Source organism: Pseudomonas sp. MDT2-39-1 (assembly GCF_054898085.1).
This window is the reverse complement of the sequence record NZ_CM142716.1, coordinates 2,040,208-2,052,811: the sequence shown is the minus strand read 5'-3', so window position 1 is coordinate 2,052,811 and position 12,604 is coordinate 2,040,208. Positions and strand designations below refer to the sequence as shown.

Genomic DNA, 12,604 nt, shown 5'->3' with positions numbered 1-12,604 from the left:
TGGCTGTATCCGGATTTGAGTCCGAGATACAGCCCAATCGCGACGTTCGTCAGCCGGCTACCAGCAGTCCGACAAACGGAATGATCAGCAGCGTACTGATGGCCATGGCCAGTACATTGCCGATGAAACCGTGCATGTCGGCCGGTAACCGCTTAGTAATCGCGCACGCCAACGGTGGCGCAATCAGTGCCCCCAGCAGTGCGCTTGAGGCGATGACCTGCCAGCTGCCACCGTACGTAAGAACGGCCGCCGGCACGACTGACACCAATGGAACATAGGTGGGATACCAGCCGCGCAATATCCATTGCCGACGCCAGATCACTACCCCTAGTGCCGAGGTCAACGCCTGCGCGGCGATCAGTTGGGGCAGCAAGCCCGTGCCATACACCGGGCTCGTCGGGTTCAAGGTGTAAGCCAACAAGGCGCCCGCGATCAAGCCGAGACTGGCCCATTCATTGCCGAAGAACGGCGCTTCCGAAAAGTCGGCCAACACCCGGCGTAGACTCCAAACGACGCCATAGTCCGGCGTTTTGGTGATGACGGGTGCGGGCACAGGGGCGGACGGCTTCTTGAGTGGGTCGGACTTCACCAGGCTCGGCAGGTAACGGCAGAGCAGAAAAGCGCCGACGCTGGCGACCGCCATGCCCGTGACGTTGCCGATCACAGCTGGCAATCCGAGGGGATTGCAGACGTAATTGACGATCAACAAGCACATCGGAGTGACGAACACGGCGCCCATGATTGCGCCATTGATCGTGACCTTCCAGCCGCCGCCAAACATCAGCACCATCGCCGCCGGCAACGAAACAAAGGCGGCAAACGTGGGTTGCCAACTGGTGGCCGTCACCGTCCAGCCCCACAGAAGGTTGCTCAGCAACAGGCCAAGCAACGAACTGGTGACGAGCCACGGCCATAATCCGCTGCCGTAGCAAATGGTAAAACCTTGCCAGGCTTTTCCCGTTCGATTCGCCCAGTAGGCCAAATAGGCGCCTGCAAGCAGTCCGATCGAAGCGAACTCGTGTTTGTAGAACGCAACCTCGCTGATGTCTCCCAGGACCCAGCGCAACCAGGCACTCGGCTCCGGGAGGCTAGATACCATGTGACTGTAGTCGGGCCAATGGGCTGACCAGGATGTCCGGTAGGTGAATGAAAGCCAGATGATCAACAGTGCCGTGCCGAGCATCAGCCAGATGATCGCCGTATCCAGCGGTGACCGGGCGGCAAGCCGGTTTTGCGGTTTTTCGTTTGCGGTTTCCATCAGTCATGTCCCCTTATCAGCGCGGCAGACAAGGGTGCTGGGTGTAACCGAGCATTTGATCGTAGAGATCGGATCGACGATCGCGATGCAAATCGTTCAAATTGTTCCAGATCGGCGCGCTGCGCGAGCTGGTCAGGTCGATGTCGGCAAACAGGATCTCCTGCTTGTCCGCTGAAGCCACCTGGCCAATCGGCCAGCCGTTGGTGCCCGCGATCAGCGAACAACCCAGGTAACGTGCACCTCGCTCTTCGCCGATCCGGCTCGCCGCCGCAATAAACACATTGTTGACGTGAGCCGCCGTCATCGTCAGGTACGACGCCATGCATTTGCCGGCGTCATCGAACAGGGGCGGCGGGGTCCAGACCCAGTTGTTCAGGCTGCAAATAATGTCAGCGCCTTGCTGGCTCAAAATGCGCGGGACTTCCGGGAACCAGATATCCCAGCAGATCAACAACCCGATGCGACCGATGGGGGTGTCGAAAACCGGGAAGCCCAGATCGCCCGGCGTGAACCATAATTTTTCCAGATTCCATAAATGTGCTTTTCGGTACTTGCCGATGAAGCCGTCAGGCCCGACAAGAACGCCGGTGTTGAACAGCTGCATGCCGTCGCGCTCCGTCAAACCGGCGACCAGATAAACCTTGTGCTGGCGGGCAAAGTCCATCCAGCTCTGCACGCTAGGCCCGCTGGGAACGGCCTCCGAGTGCTCGAACGCATCCTGCCGGGTTTCGAAGAAGTAACCTGTGTTTGAAAGCTCGGGCAGGACGATGAGATTCGCACCGTCATTTGCGGCTTCCAACGCTAATTTCAGGCTGTTACGCAGATTTGCTTCGCGATTTTGCATGCCGACTTGTGGATCGAATTGCACGACTGCTACACGAACAGGGCTTGTTGGCTCGCTCATTCCCGATGACCTCTTTTTATTGTTATTCACGCTGTTTAATTGCGTGCTTATGAGAGTCGAATCGACGAGAGCGTGTAAGTCAGCTATTTCCGTTTAGGGTGTAGTCCGTATCCCAAGATGACTGCGCGAGGCGCTTGACAGGAGGGTCGCCAAAGTAGAGCCAATGCACGTCGTGCATGGCTCCAGGGCAAGGAAGTTGATCAGGTTCTGACGTTATAGTGCGGATAGTCGCTCATGGAAAAACCGCCATGGAAGGCTGCGCCGGTTTTGTTGCAGATATGAATGACCGCATCGACGGCGCCCCGAAAGCAGGGCTCGGTCCAGCCCGCATCGACTGAAAACGACTCCCCGGAAAAATACAGACCTGAAACATGCGCGAAGTCCCGGTTGTACTTCATCAGGCTGACGGCGTCGTAGTAGGTGCCGGGTCGGTATAACTTTGCACAACCCAGCGCATTTTTATCGGTGATCCAACGCTGGACCACGGCTTGATCCAGGCCAATGTAGGGAGTGATTTTCTCCTGGATATTGGCGGAATGCATAAGGATCCGGTCCAGCTCTTTGGCACACGTGTTCACCAGTTCCTTGTCGGTGAAAGAGGCCAGTTTGGTGGCGTCATCCTCCCATGTGTAACTTAAAAGGATGCAGTCGTAACTGTAGTTATCGTTGTAGCGGTAGGTGTAGACGTCGTGAATGAAGCTGTCAGTGATGATGACTTGCGGGATTTTGCTGTTTTTCGAAAGGAAGGATTTTTTTAACGGTGCGAAGACTTTGCAACTGGTTTCCCAGTGCGCGGTTTTATAGGCATTGATCGTCTCGAACGGCAGCATCTGTGGTGTGAAGTTTTCAAGCTTGATGCGAGTTTCGATCAGCCAGGAGGGAAGGGTCATGATGACCGAATCAAAGTCATCGTAGTGCTCCAGGATTTGCTCGGGTTGGCTATGTTTCGAGTTGTAGTAGACGCGTGTTTTCTGGTTCGTCAGTTTTTTAAGTTTTGTAACGGATGAGTCCATGAGCAAACCGTTGTTTCTTTCCCGGCAGTGGTCGTAGAAGGACTTTCCGGTTTCGTCGGTTTTCATGAACAGCAGGCATTCGTCCAGCGCTGCGAGTCCGATGTAGCGTGGCCTGTCGAAACTCAGCCCCCTTGAGTCTAAAACGGCTTCGTTGTGCAGGCAGGGTGAATCCAGCGGATCGCCAGTTGAGTCGACCCGACCATGGATCAATTGCAGCTGGCTGCTGAATCCAAAAATGGCAGTGCGCAGGGGATACAGGGAGCAGACATCGTAAAAGGCACCCCAGCTACCGTCGCCGATGCCAATGGCATAGAAGATCGCGGACTCCTGCGCGGACATTCCCATTCCGCCAAAGTCCCCCGGCGAGCGTTCATCCCACGCTTGCAGGGCGGGCATGCTGACCAGGTCGCGAAACGAAACGCTCTCGTATTTTTCGACGATAGCGGCCCACATGGCTTCCCATTCCTGACTGGCGTAAACCTCTGCGACGTACCGGGTCATGCGATCGGCAAAGGCCTTCCACTTTGCATAAACCTTTTGCAGTTCTTCACCGGGAGGTGGTGTCTGCCCATCTTCATTTTTCCAGATCAACATCTGCGGAGCCGATCCGTCGCCCATGCTGCCCTCTCGTAGATAGATCCCGGTCGAAGTGACCCATTGGCTTCCGGGATTGGCAAAATCTGAGAACGCCAGGTCGAACGCCTTGGCGTAGTAAGCCATCAGCGACTGGCCTTCTGTCGGTGACTCATCCGCCCGGTTGAAGAAGGGCATGCGCATGGCCCCCATTTCAAACGGTGTATGACTCATCGCCGAGTTCGGGCTTCCAGGGACGGTCAGGTGTCTGCCGCCTATGCGTCTGGATTGTTCTATGAGGGTGATATGGGTGAACCCGCAACGATAAAGTTCTCTGGCGGCAGTCAGTCCGGTAACGCCGGCGCCAATAATGCAAATTTTATGTTGCGGGTCAGTTGCCTTGGCGATGCCGTTTTCCTGTTCAACCAATGCTCGATAGTCGAAGCACAAGTCTGGCGGGTTGGGGAAACGGGCCTTCCATTTGTTTTCCGCCGAGCGTTTTGGGCGAGCGGCATCCTTCGCGGCATAGGAGGGGTAGTTGTAGCTTGATCCGATAGTCACTGTTGATCGTCCTTGATGGTGTTTTCAGGGACGATGTTGAGGTTCTGAACGCGCAGCGTATAGGAGACAAGTAAGGCTCGCAGATACTCTTTTTTCGTTTTTTATCGTGGGAAAAGACCTGCAGGGCTCCGGCTAAGGATCCCTGCGGTATTGGGCCTATGCAGCCTGCTGAAACTGCTGCCGATACTGGTTCGGCGACAGCTCGGTGTGCTGGCGAAACAACCGCGCAAAGAAGCTCGCATCGTCGTAGCCGACTTCATAACTGATGGTCTTGATGCTCTTGCGGCTACCCGACAGCAAGCCCTTGGCCGTCTCGATACGCAGGCGTTGCAGGTAATGCAGCGGCTTGTCGCCGGTGGCGGTCTGGAAGCGGCGCATGAAGTTGCGGATGCTCATGCCGTGTTCGCGGGCGACGTCTTCGAAGCGGAATTTGTCGGCGAAGTGTTCTTCGAGCCAGTGCTGGATCTGCAAGATGATCACGTCCTGGTGCAACTTCTGTCCGCCGAACCCGATGCGTCCTGGCGAGTAGCTGCGCTGCACTTCGTAGAGAATATCCCGGGCCACGGCCTGGGATACGCTGGCGCCGCAGAAGCGTTCGATCAGGTAGATGTAGAGGTCGCAGGCCGAGGTGGTGCCGCCCGCGCAATACAGGTTGTCCGCGTCGGTCAGGTGCTTGTCCTGATTGAGTTGAACCCGTGGGAAGCGTTCGGCGAAGGCATTGAAGAAACGCCAGTACGTGGTCGCTTCCTTGCCGTCGAGCAGCCCGGCCTCAGCCAGCCAGAACACCCCGGTGGCTTCACCGCAGAGTACTGCGCCGCGAGCATGTTGCTGGCGCAACCAAGGCAGGACCTGTGGATAACGTTGGCAAAGGGTGTCGAAATCGTCCCAGAAGGCTGGAAGGACAATGATGTCGGCGTTTTCCAGGCCGCCGTCCACCGGCATGATCACGTCACTGAAGCTGTTCACCGGTTTGCCGTCGGGGCTGACCAGTCGGGTTTCGAACGCCGGAGTCAGGCCCTGACCCAGTTGTTTGCCATAGCGCAGGCTGGCCAAGTGGAAGAAATCCTTTGCTTGCATGAGGGTGGAAGCGAAAACCCGGTCGATAGCCAGGATGCTGACGCGCCGCAAGGGCGTGGAGACTTGGTTAGACATAATTCAACTTTATTCTTATAGGGGAAAGTGGTCACCAGACGGCTGGATCGTCTTGTTTTTTGTCTGATGTGTCCAGTGTCCTGTATCGGATGCGAGGCTTAGTCTCTGAAGGTCAACTCCTTCTAACAATTAACGACAGGTGCCGCATGATCCCCAGAACCTTGTTCAGTTCCGAGCACGAATTGTTTCGCGACAGCGTGCGAACGTTCCTCGAAAAAGAGGCCGTGCCGTTCCATGGGCAATGGGAAAAACAAGGCTTCATCGACCGTAAACTCTGGAACAAGGCGGGGGAGGCGGGGATGCTCTGCTCGCACCTGCCGGAGGAGTACGGCGGGCTGGGGGCGGATTTTCTCTACAGCGCGGTGGTGATCGAAGAGGTGGGTCGTCTCGGCCTGACCGGCATCGGTTTTTCCCTGCATTCCGACATTGTGGCGCCGTACATCCTGCACTACGGCAGTGAAGCGCTGAAGCACAAATACCTGCCGAAACTGGTGTCCGGAGAAATGGTGACAGCCATTGCCATGACCGAGCCGGGCGCCGGTTCCGACCTGCAAGGGGTGAAAACCACCGCTGTGCTGGATGGCGACGAGTACGTGATCAACGGGTCCAAGACGTTCATCACCAACGGCTATCTGGCTGACCTGGTGATTGTCGTGGCCAAGACGGATCCGAAGGCGGGCGCGAAGGGCACCAGTCTGTTTCTGGTCGAGGCCAATACGCCAGGCTTCGACAAGGGTAAGCGCCTGGAAAAAGTCGGCATGAAGGCGCAGGACACTTCGGAGCTGTTCTTCCAGGACGTGCGGGTACCGAAGGAAAACCTGCTGGGGCAAGCCGGAATGGGCTTCGCTTACCTGATGCAGGAGTTGCCTCAGGAGCGCCTTACTGTCGCTATCGGCGGGCTAGCTTCGGCCGAAGCCGCGTTGAAGTGGACGCTGGATTACACCCGTGAGCGCAAGGCGTTCGGCAAGGCGATTGCCGACTTCCAGAACACGCGCTTCAAGCTGGCGGAAATGGCGACTGAAATCCAGATCGGCCGGGTGTTCGTGGATCGCTGCCTGGAGCTGCATCTGCAAGGCAAGCTGGATGTGCCGACGGCAGCGATGGCCAAGTACTGGGGCACTGACCTGCAATGCAAGGTGCTCGACGAATGCGTGCAGTTGCATGGCGGTTACGGGTTCATGTGGGAATACCCGATTGCCCGGGCGTGGGCGGATGCGCGGGTGCAGCGGATTTATGCGGGGACCAATGAAATCATGAAGGAGATTATTGCCAGGTCGCTTTGATGCTGCGGTGACTGGTCGGACGCTTTCGCGAGCAAGCCCGCTCCCACAGGTTAAGTGATCTCCTGTGGGAGCGGGCTTGCTCGCGAATGGGTCTATGAATCAATCAAGGTGCAGGATTCGGGTGATCCTTGTGAATCGCCTCAATCCCCTCCAGCACTTCATCGGAAAGTTTCAGCTCGAAACTGGCAATGTTGCTCTCCAGCTGTTCCATGGTGGTCGCGCCGATGATGTTGCTGGTCACGAACGGCTGCTGAGTGACAAACGCCAACGCCATCTGCGCCGGGTCCAGGCCGTGTTCACGGGCCAGTGCCACATAACGACTGCACGCAGCTTCCGACTGTGGGTTGAAATAGCGGCTGAAGCGGCTGTAGAGGCTCAAGCGACCTTTTGGAGGGCGCGCGCCACCCTCGTACTTGCCCGACAGGAAACCGAACGCCAGCGGCGAATAGGCGAGCAGGCCGCACTGTTCGCGGATGGCGATTTCCGCCAGGCCGACTTCGAAGCTGCGGTTGAGCAGGTTGTACGGGTTCTGGATCGATACGGCGCGCGGCCAGCCACGGGCTTCGGCCAGGGCGAGGAAGCGCATGGTGCCCCACGGCGTTTCATTGGACAGGCCGATGTGGCGAATCTTGCCGGCCTTGACCTGTTCGTCCAGCGCTTCGAGGGTGTCCTCCAGCGGCGTCAGGTTGGCTTCGATCTTGTGTTTATAGCCCAGTTGGCCGAAGAAGTTGGTGCTGCGTTCCGGCCAGTGCAGCTGATAAAGGTCGATGTAGTCGGTTTGCAGGCGCTTGAGGCTCGCGTCCACGGCTGCGGTGATGTGCTGGCGGTTGTGCCGCAGGTTTTTGTCGCGGATGTAATCGATGGTGTTGCCGGGGCCGGCGATCTTGCTGGCCAGGATCCAGTCGGCGCGATCACCGCGACTTTTGAAGTAATTGCCGATGTAGCGTTCGGTGGTGGCGTAGGTTTGGGCCTTGGGTGGCACCGGGTACATCTCGGCGGTATCGATGAAATTGATCCCGGCGTTTTTGGCACTTTCAATCTGGGCGAAGGCTTCAGCCTCGCTGTTTTGCTCGCCCCAGGTCATGGTTCCGAGGCAGATGGCACTCACGTTCAGATTGGTTCGGCCTAGCTGGCGATAGTCCATCGGGTGCTCCTTGGGCAAAACAATCATAAAAGCAGGTTGAAATATTTTTCGCAATCTGCATAATTGCGCACCTCTTTCTGCAGTGGAAGTGATGCGCCGCCGCCGAAGAATCTTGCCGTTGAACGGACGCGCCGACCCGAGCCCCCGAAAGCGTCTGTATCCGGCTGCCTTTGACTTGTCAAAGTACGCACTATTCAGTAAGATCCGCCGTCTAATTTACAGGGCGGCCCCTGAGGCTATAAAGAATGAAAACTTTTACTGCTAAACCGGAAACAGTACAGCGCGACTGGTTTGTCGTCGACGCTGCTGGTCAGACCCTGGGTCGTCTGGCCACCGAAATCGCGAGCCGTCTGCGTGGCAAGCATAAAGCTGAGTACACTCCTCACGTTGACACCGGCGATTACATCGTCGTCATCAATGCCGAGCAGATTCGTGTAACCGGTGCTAAGACCACCGACAAAATCTACTACTCCCACTCCGGTTTCCCGGGCGGCATCAAGTCGATCAACTTTGAAAAGCTGATCGCTAAAGCCCCTGAGCGCGTGATCGAGACCGCGGTCAAGGGCATGCTGCCTAAGAACCCGCTGGGTCGCGACATGTATCGTAAGCTGAAAGTCTATGCGGGCGCTGTACACCCTCATACTGCTCAGCAGCCCCAAGAACTGAAGTTTTAACGGAATAGTTCATTATGTCGGCGACTCAAAATTACGGCACTGGCCGTCGCAAGACCGCAACCGCACGCGTTTTCCTGCGTCCGGGTACTGGTAACATCTCCATCAACAACCGCACCCTGGAAAATTTCTTCGGCCGCGAAACTGCCCGCATGGTAGTTCGTCAGCCGCTGGAACTGACTGAGACTGTCGAGAAATTCGACATCTACGTCACCGTGATCGGTGGTGGTGTAAGTGGTCAAGCTGGCGCAATCCGCCACGGTATCACTCGCGCACTGATGCAGTACGACGAAACCCTGCGTGGCGCTCTGCGCAAAGCTGGCTTCGTTACTCGCGATGCTCGTGAAGTTGAACGTAAGAAAGTTGGTCTGCGTAAAGCGCGTAAGCGTCCGCAGTACTCGAAGCGTTAATTCGCTTTCGCGTTCAAAAAGAACGCCCAGTTTCCTCGCGAAGCTGGGCGTTTTTTTATGGGCGCGATTTATCAAAGAATTGCTCTGTGACAACTTGCCACAGCCGTAGAAGCCCTATACTGCAAGGCTTGGCAGTGGAGCCCCTCGGTAATTACCTTGTCAGAATTGGGGCTTTTCATTACCATTCGGCAAAATTTTTATAAGTTCAGATTTTTACTTAGTAGACGCCTGATTTAACAGGCCACAAAGCTGATGGGAGAGGACTGAATGAGCAATGACGGCGTGAATGCAGGCCGGCGTCGCTTCTTGGTAGCAGCCACATCCGTGGTGGGTGCTGCAGGAGCGGTGGGGGCTGCGGTCCCGTTCGTGGGGTCATGGTTTCCCAGTGCCAAGGCGAAAGCCGCAGGTGCACCGGTGAAGGTGAATGTCAGCAAAATCGAGCCAGGTCAGCAGATGATTGCTGAGTGGCGCGGTCAGCCGGTGTTCATTGTCCGCCGTACCGAGGAAATCCTGGGGAATCTGAAAAAGATCGAGGGCCAGCTGTCTGACCCGACCTCCAAGAACTCGACACAACCGACCTATGTCGACCCGGAAACGCGTTCGATCAAGCCAGAAGTCCTGCTGCTGATCGGTATCTGCACGCACCTGGGTTGCTCGCCGACCTTCCGTCCAGAAGTGGCGCCTGTGGATCTGGGCAAGGACTGGGTAGGTGGATATTTCTGCCCTTGCCACGGTTCCCACTACGATCTGGCTGGTCGCGTCTACAAGTCGCAACCTGCGCCTTTGAACCTGCCAGTTCCCCCGCATTCCTATGAGACCGATGACATCATTGTCATTGGCGTCGATACGGAGAAAGCGTGATGAGCAAGTTCATGGATTGGGTTGATGCGCGCTTTCCCGCGACCAAAATGTGGGAAGACCATCTCAGCAAGTACTACGCCCCGAAGAACTTCAACTTCTTCTATTTCTTTGGCTCCCTTGCACTGCTCGTTCTGGTCAACCAGATCGTTACCGGTGTCTGGCTGACCATGAGCTACACCCCGTCGGCGGAAGAAGCATTCGCCTCCGTCGAATACATCATGCGCGACGTCGAGTACGGCTCGATCCTGCGTCTGTTGCACGCGGTCGGCGCTTCGATGTTCTTCATCGTGGTTTATCTGCACATGTTCCGTGGCTTGCTCTACGGTTCGTACCAGAAGCCGCGTGAGCTGGTGTGGGTTTTCGGCATGCTGATCTACCTGGCGCTGATGGCTGAAGCCTTCATGGGTTACCTGCTGCCGTGGGGCCAGATGTCCTACTGGGGTGCCCAAGTGATCATCTCGCTGTTCGGTGCGATCCCGGTCATCGGCAACGATCTGACTCAGTGGATCCGTGGTGACTACCTGATTTCCGGTATCACCCTGAACCGCTTCTTCGCCTTGCACGTTGTTGCCTTGCCGATCGTGATCCTCGGTCTGGTGGTGCTGCACGTTCTGGCGCTGCACGAAGTCGGTTCGAACAACCCGGACGGCGTGGACATCAAGAAACACAAAGACGAAAACGGCGTACCGCTGGACGGCATTGCCTTCCACCCGTACTACACCGTGAAAGATATCGTCGGCGTGGTGGTGTTCCTGTTCATCTTCTGCTCGATCGTGTTCTTCTTCCCTGAAATGGGCGGCTACTTCCTCGAGAAGCCGAACTTTGAAGTGGCGAACGCCTTCAAGACGCCAGAGCACATCGCTCCGGTCTGGTACTTCACGCCGTTCTACGCGATTTTGCGGGCGGTTCCGGACAAGCTTCTGGGCGTTATCGCCATGGGCGCCGCCATCGCGGTGCTGTTCGTCCTGCCATGGCTGGACCGAAGCCCGGTCAAGTCGATGCGCTACAAAGGCTGGCTGAGCAAAATCTGGCTGGTGGTGTTCTGCGTTTCGTTCGTCATCCTCGGCATTCTGGGTGTTCTGGCCCCGACGCCAGGCCGTACATTGCTGTCGCAGGTGTGTACCTTCCTGTACTTCGCCTACTTCATTCTGATGCCTTTCTACACCAGGCTCGAGAAGACCAAACCGGTTCCGGAAAGGGTGACTGGCTGATGAAAAAGCTATTTGCTGTACTGATTCTTGCTGCTATGCCTGTGTTCTCGTTCGCGTCGACAGCGGGTGCTCCTGAGCTGGAAAAGGTCGACATCGACGTTTCCGACAAGGCTGCAATGCAGGATGGCGCACGTACTTTTGCCAACTACTGCATGGGCTGTCACAGCGCCAAGTTCCAGCGTTACGAGCGTGTCGCCGATGATCTGGGCATCCCGCACGACCTGATGCTCTCGAAGCTGGTGTTCACCGGCGCCAAGATCGGCGATCACATGAGCATCGGCATGCAGCCGGCGGACGCCAAGACCTGGTTCGGTGCGGCACCGCCCGACCTGACCCTGGTCGCCCGCGTTCGTGGTACTGACTGGCTCTACGGTTACCTGCGTTCGTTCTATGAAGACCCATCGCGTCCCTGGGGCGTGAACAACAAGGTCTTCCCGAACGTCGGGATGCCTAACGTTCTGGTCGGCCTGCAGGGTCGTCAGGTGGTAGGCTGCAAACAAGTTCAAATCGTCGAAGACGGCAAGAAGCAATACGATCCGCTGACCGGTACGGCTCTGACTCATGAGGCGTGTGACCAGCTGACCGTGGTGCCAAAAACCGGCACGCTGAACGCAGAGCAATTCGATGAGAAGGTCAAGAACCTGGTGACCTTCCTGGCCTACTCGGCCAACCCGGTGAAGCTGCAGCATCAGCGCATCGGTACCTATGTGTTGCTGTACCTGGCGTTCTTCTTTGTATTCGCATACTTGCTCAAGCGTGAATACTGGAAAGACATCCATTGATAAAGCTGTAAGCAATTGCTGTTAATCGCGCGCGCCCAAGGGCGTCTCTGAAGGTGTAACGAGCCTGGTGATCCAGGCGTTACGGGAGGCGCTCTCTGGGCGCGTGCGTTTTTCCGCTTCCGATAATTTCAACAAGCGAGGAGGACCGCCATGGGCGTGACCAATCGGTTGGCCTGTTACTCCGACCCCGCCGACCACTATTCCCACCGAGTGCGCATCGTACTTGCAGAGAAGGGTGTCAGCGCAGAGATCATTTACGTGGAAGCTGGTCGCCAGCCGCCTAAACTGATTGAAGTGAACCCTTACGGAAGCCTGCCCACCCTGGTCGATCGTGACCTGGCGTTGTGGGAGTCGACCGTGGTGATGGAATATCTGGATGAGCGTTACCCGCACCCGCCCTTGCTGCCGGTTTATCCTGTGGCGCGTGCCAACAGCCGTCTGCTGATTCATCGTATTCAGCGTGACTGGTGTGGTCTGGTGGATCTGATCCTGGATTCGAAGACCAAGGAAGCCGCCCGCGTCGTGGCTCGTAAAGAGTTGCGTGAAAGCCTGACTGGCGTGTCGCCGTTGTTCGCCGACAAGCCGTTTTTCCTCAGTGAGGAACAAAGTCTGGTGGATTGCTGCCTATTGCCAATACTCTGGCGTTTGCCGATTTTAGGTATTGAACTGCCGCGGCCTGCCAAGCCGCTGCTTGATTACATGGAGCGCTCGTTTGCGCGTGAGGCTTTCCAGGCGAGTCTGTCTGGCGTCGAACGCGATATGCGCTAAGGCTTAAGGAGCC

At 56.8% G+C, this 12,604-nt stretch carries 12 protein-coding genes; 7 read left to right on the top strand and 5 right to left on the bottom strand.

The features are described 5' to 3' along the window. Positions 1-49: 49 nt before the first annotated feature. From ACYZTM_RS09905 to ACYZTM_RS09890, 4 genes are all read right to left on the bottom strand, one after another. Positions 50-1,258: a hypothetical protein gene (locus ACYZTM_RS09905; RefSeq protein ID WP_461988410.1), complete on the bottom strand. Its 1,209-nt coding sequence runs from the start codon at positions 1,256-1,258 to the stop codon at positions 50-52. A gap of 16 nt (positions 1,259-1,274) precedes the next feature. Continuing rightward, complete coding sequence (locus ACYZTM_RS09900; RefSeq protein WP_461988408.1) at positions 1,275-2,162, bottom strand: nitrilase family protein; 888 nt, start codon at positions 2,160-2,162, stop codon at positions 1,275-1,277. Positions 2,163-2,362: 200 nt separating this feature from the next. After that, positions 2,363-4,309: a flavin monoamine oxidase family protein gene (locus ACYZTM_RS09895; protein WP_461988406.1), complete on the bottom strand. Its 1,947-nt coding sequence runs from the start codon at positions 4,307-4,309 to the stop codon at positions 2,363-2,365. Between the two features lie 156 nt (positions 4,310-4,465). Beyond that, complete coding sequence (locus tag ACYZTM_RS09890; RefSeq protein WP_178083822.1) at positions 4,466-5,362, bottom strand: GlxA family transcriptional regulator; 897 nt, start codon at positions 5,360-5,362, stop codon at positions 4,466-4,468. Between the two features lie 245 nt (positions 5,363-5,607). Between ACYZTM_RS09890 and ACYZTM_RS09885 the strand changes: the two genes are divergently transcribed. Continuing rightward, positions 5,608-6,744, top strand: a complete 1,137-nt coding sequence (locus tag ACYZTM_RS09885; RefSeq protein WP_461988404.1) for an acyl-CoA dehydrogenase family protein — start codon at positions 5,608-5,610, stop codon at positions 6,742-6,744. A 103-nt stretch (positions 6,745-6,847) separates the two neighbouring features. On the opposite strand, the gene ACYZTM_RS09880 is transcribed toward ACYZTM_RS09885, so the two are convergent. Further along, positions 6,848-7,888, bottom strand: a complete 1,041-nt coding sequence (locus ACYZTM_RS09880) for an NADP(H)-dependent aldo-keto reductase (RefSeq protein ID WP_461988402.1) — start codon at positions 7,886-7,888, stop codon at positions 6,848-6,850. 245 nt (positions 7,889-8,133) lie between these two features. Here ACYZTM_RS09880 and rplM point away from each other — a divergent pair, with 245 nt between their 5' ends. The 6 genes from rplM to ACYZTM_RS09850 all read left to right on the top strand — a co-directional run bounded on the left by rplM (position 8,134) and on the right by ACYZTM_RS09850 (position 12,591). Next, a complete protein-coding gene (rplM, locus tag ACYZTM_RS09875) occupies positions 8,134-8,562 on the top strand; it encodes a 50S ribosomal protein L13 (protein WP_007905295.1) in 429 nt (142 codons plus the stop codon). Positions 8,563-8,576: 14 nt separating this feature from the next. Then, complete coding sequence (rpsI, locus tag ACYZTM_RS09870) at positions 8,577-8,969, top strand: 30S ribosomal protein S9 (RefSeq protein ID WP_003216038.1); 393 nt, start codon at positions 8,577-8,579, stop codon at positions 8,967-8,969. A 267-nt stretch (positions 8,970-9,236) separates the two neighbouring features. Then, a complete protein-coding gene (gene petA / locus ACYZTM_RS09865; RefSeq protein WP_131059445.1) occupies positions 9,237-9,830 on the top strand; it encodes a ubiquinol-cytochrome c reductase iron-sulfur subunit in 594 nt (197 codons plus the stop codon). Continuing rightward, the gene (locus ACYZTM_RS09860; RefSeq protein ID WP_138964339.1) at positions 9,830-11,041 is read left to right on the top strand and encodes a cytochrome b; all 1,212 of its coding nucleotides are present in this window, start codon (positions 9,830-9,832) and stop codon (positions 11,039-11,041) included. Before petA ends, ACYZTM_RS09860 begins: the two co-directional genes overlap by 1 nt. Further along, positions 11,041-11,823, top strand: coding sequence for a cytochrome c1 (locus ACYZTM_RS09855; RefSeq protein ID WP_131059443.1), 783 nt, complete (start codon positions 11,041-11,043; stop codon positions 11,821-11,823). Before ACYZTM_RS09860 ends, ACYZTM_RS09855 begins: the two co-directional genes overlap by 1 nt. Before the next feature lie 150 nt (positions 11,824-11,973). Continuing rightward, the gene (locus ACYZTM_RS09850; RefSeq protein WP_027922678.1) at positions 11,974-12,591 is read left to right on the top strand and encodes a glutathione S-transferase N-terminal domain-containing protein; all 618 of its coding nucleotides are present in this window, start codon (positions 11,974-11,976) and stop codon (positions 12,589-12,591) included. Positions 12,592-12,604: the final 13 nt, after the last annotated feature.

Coding starts and splice junctions, on each gene's coding strand:
- ACYZTM_RS09905 (WP_461988410.1), bottom strand. CDS start 1,258: ATGGAAACCGCAAACGAAAAACCGCAAAACCGGCTTGCCGCCCGGTCA.
- ACYZTM_RS09900 (WP_461988408.1), bottom strand. CDS start 2,162: ATGAGCGAGCCAACAAGCCCTGTTCGTGTAGCAGTCGTGCAATTCGAT.
- ACYZTM_RS09885 (WP_461988404.1), top strand. CDS start 5,608: ATGATCCCCAGAACCTTGTTCAGTTCCGAGCACGAATTGTTTCGCGAC.
- ACYZTM_RS09880 (WP_461988402.1), bottom strand. CDS start 7,888: ATGGACTATCGCCAGCTAGGCCGAACCAATCTGAACGTGAGTGCCATC.
- rplM (WP_007905295.1), top strand. CDS start 8,134: ATGAAAACTTTTACTGCTAAACCGGAAACAGTACAGCGCGACTGGTTT.
- rpsI (WP_003216038.1), top strand. CDS start 8,577: ATGTCGGCGACTCAAAATTACGGCACTGGCCGTCGCAAGACCGCAACC.
- petA (WP_131059445.1), top strand. CDS start 9,237: ATGAGCAATGACGGCGTGAATGCAGGCCGGCGTCGCTTCTTGGTAGCA.
- ACYZTM_RS09860 (WP_138964339.1), top strand. CDS start 9,830: ATGAGCAAGTTCATGGATTGGGTTGATGCGCGCTTTCCCGCGACCAAA.
- ACYZTM_RS09855 (WP_131059443.1), top strand. CDS start 11,041: ATGAAAAAGCTATTTGCTGTACTGATTCTTGCTGCTATGCCTGTGTTC.
- ACYZTM_RS09850 (WP_027922678.1), top strand. CDS start 11,974: ATGGGCGTGACCAATCGGTTGGCCTGTTACTCCGACCCCGCCGACCAC.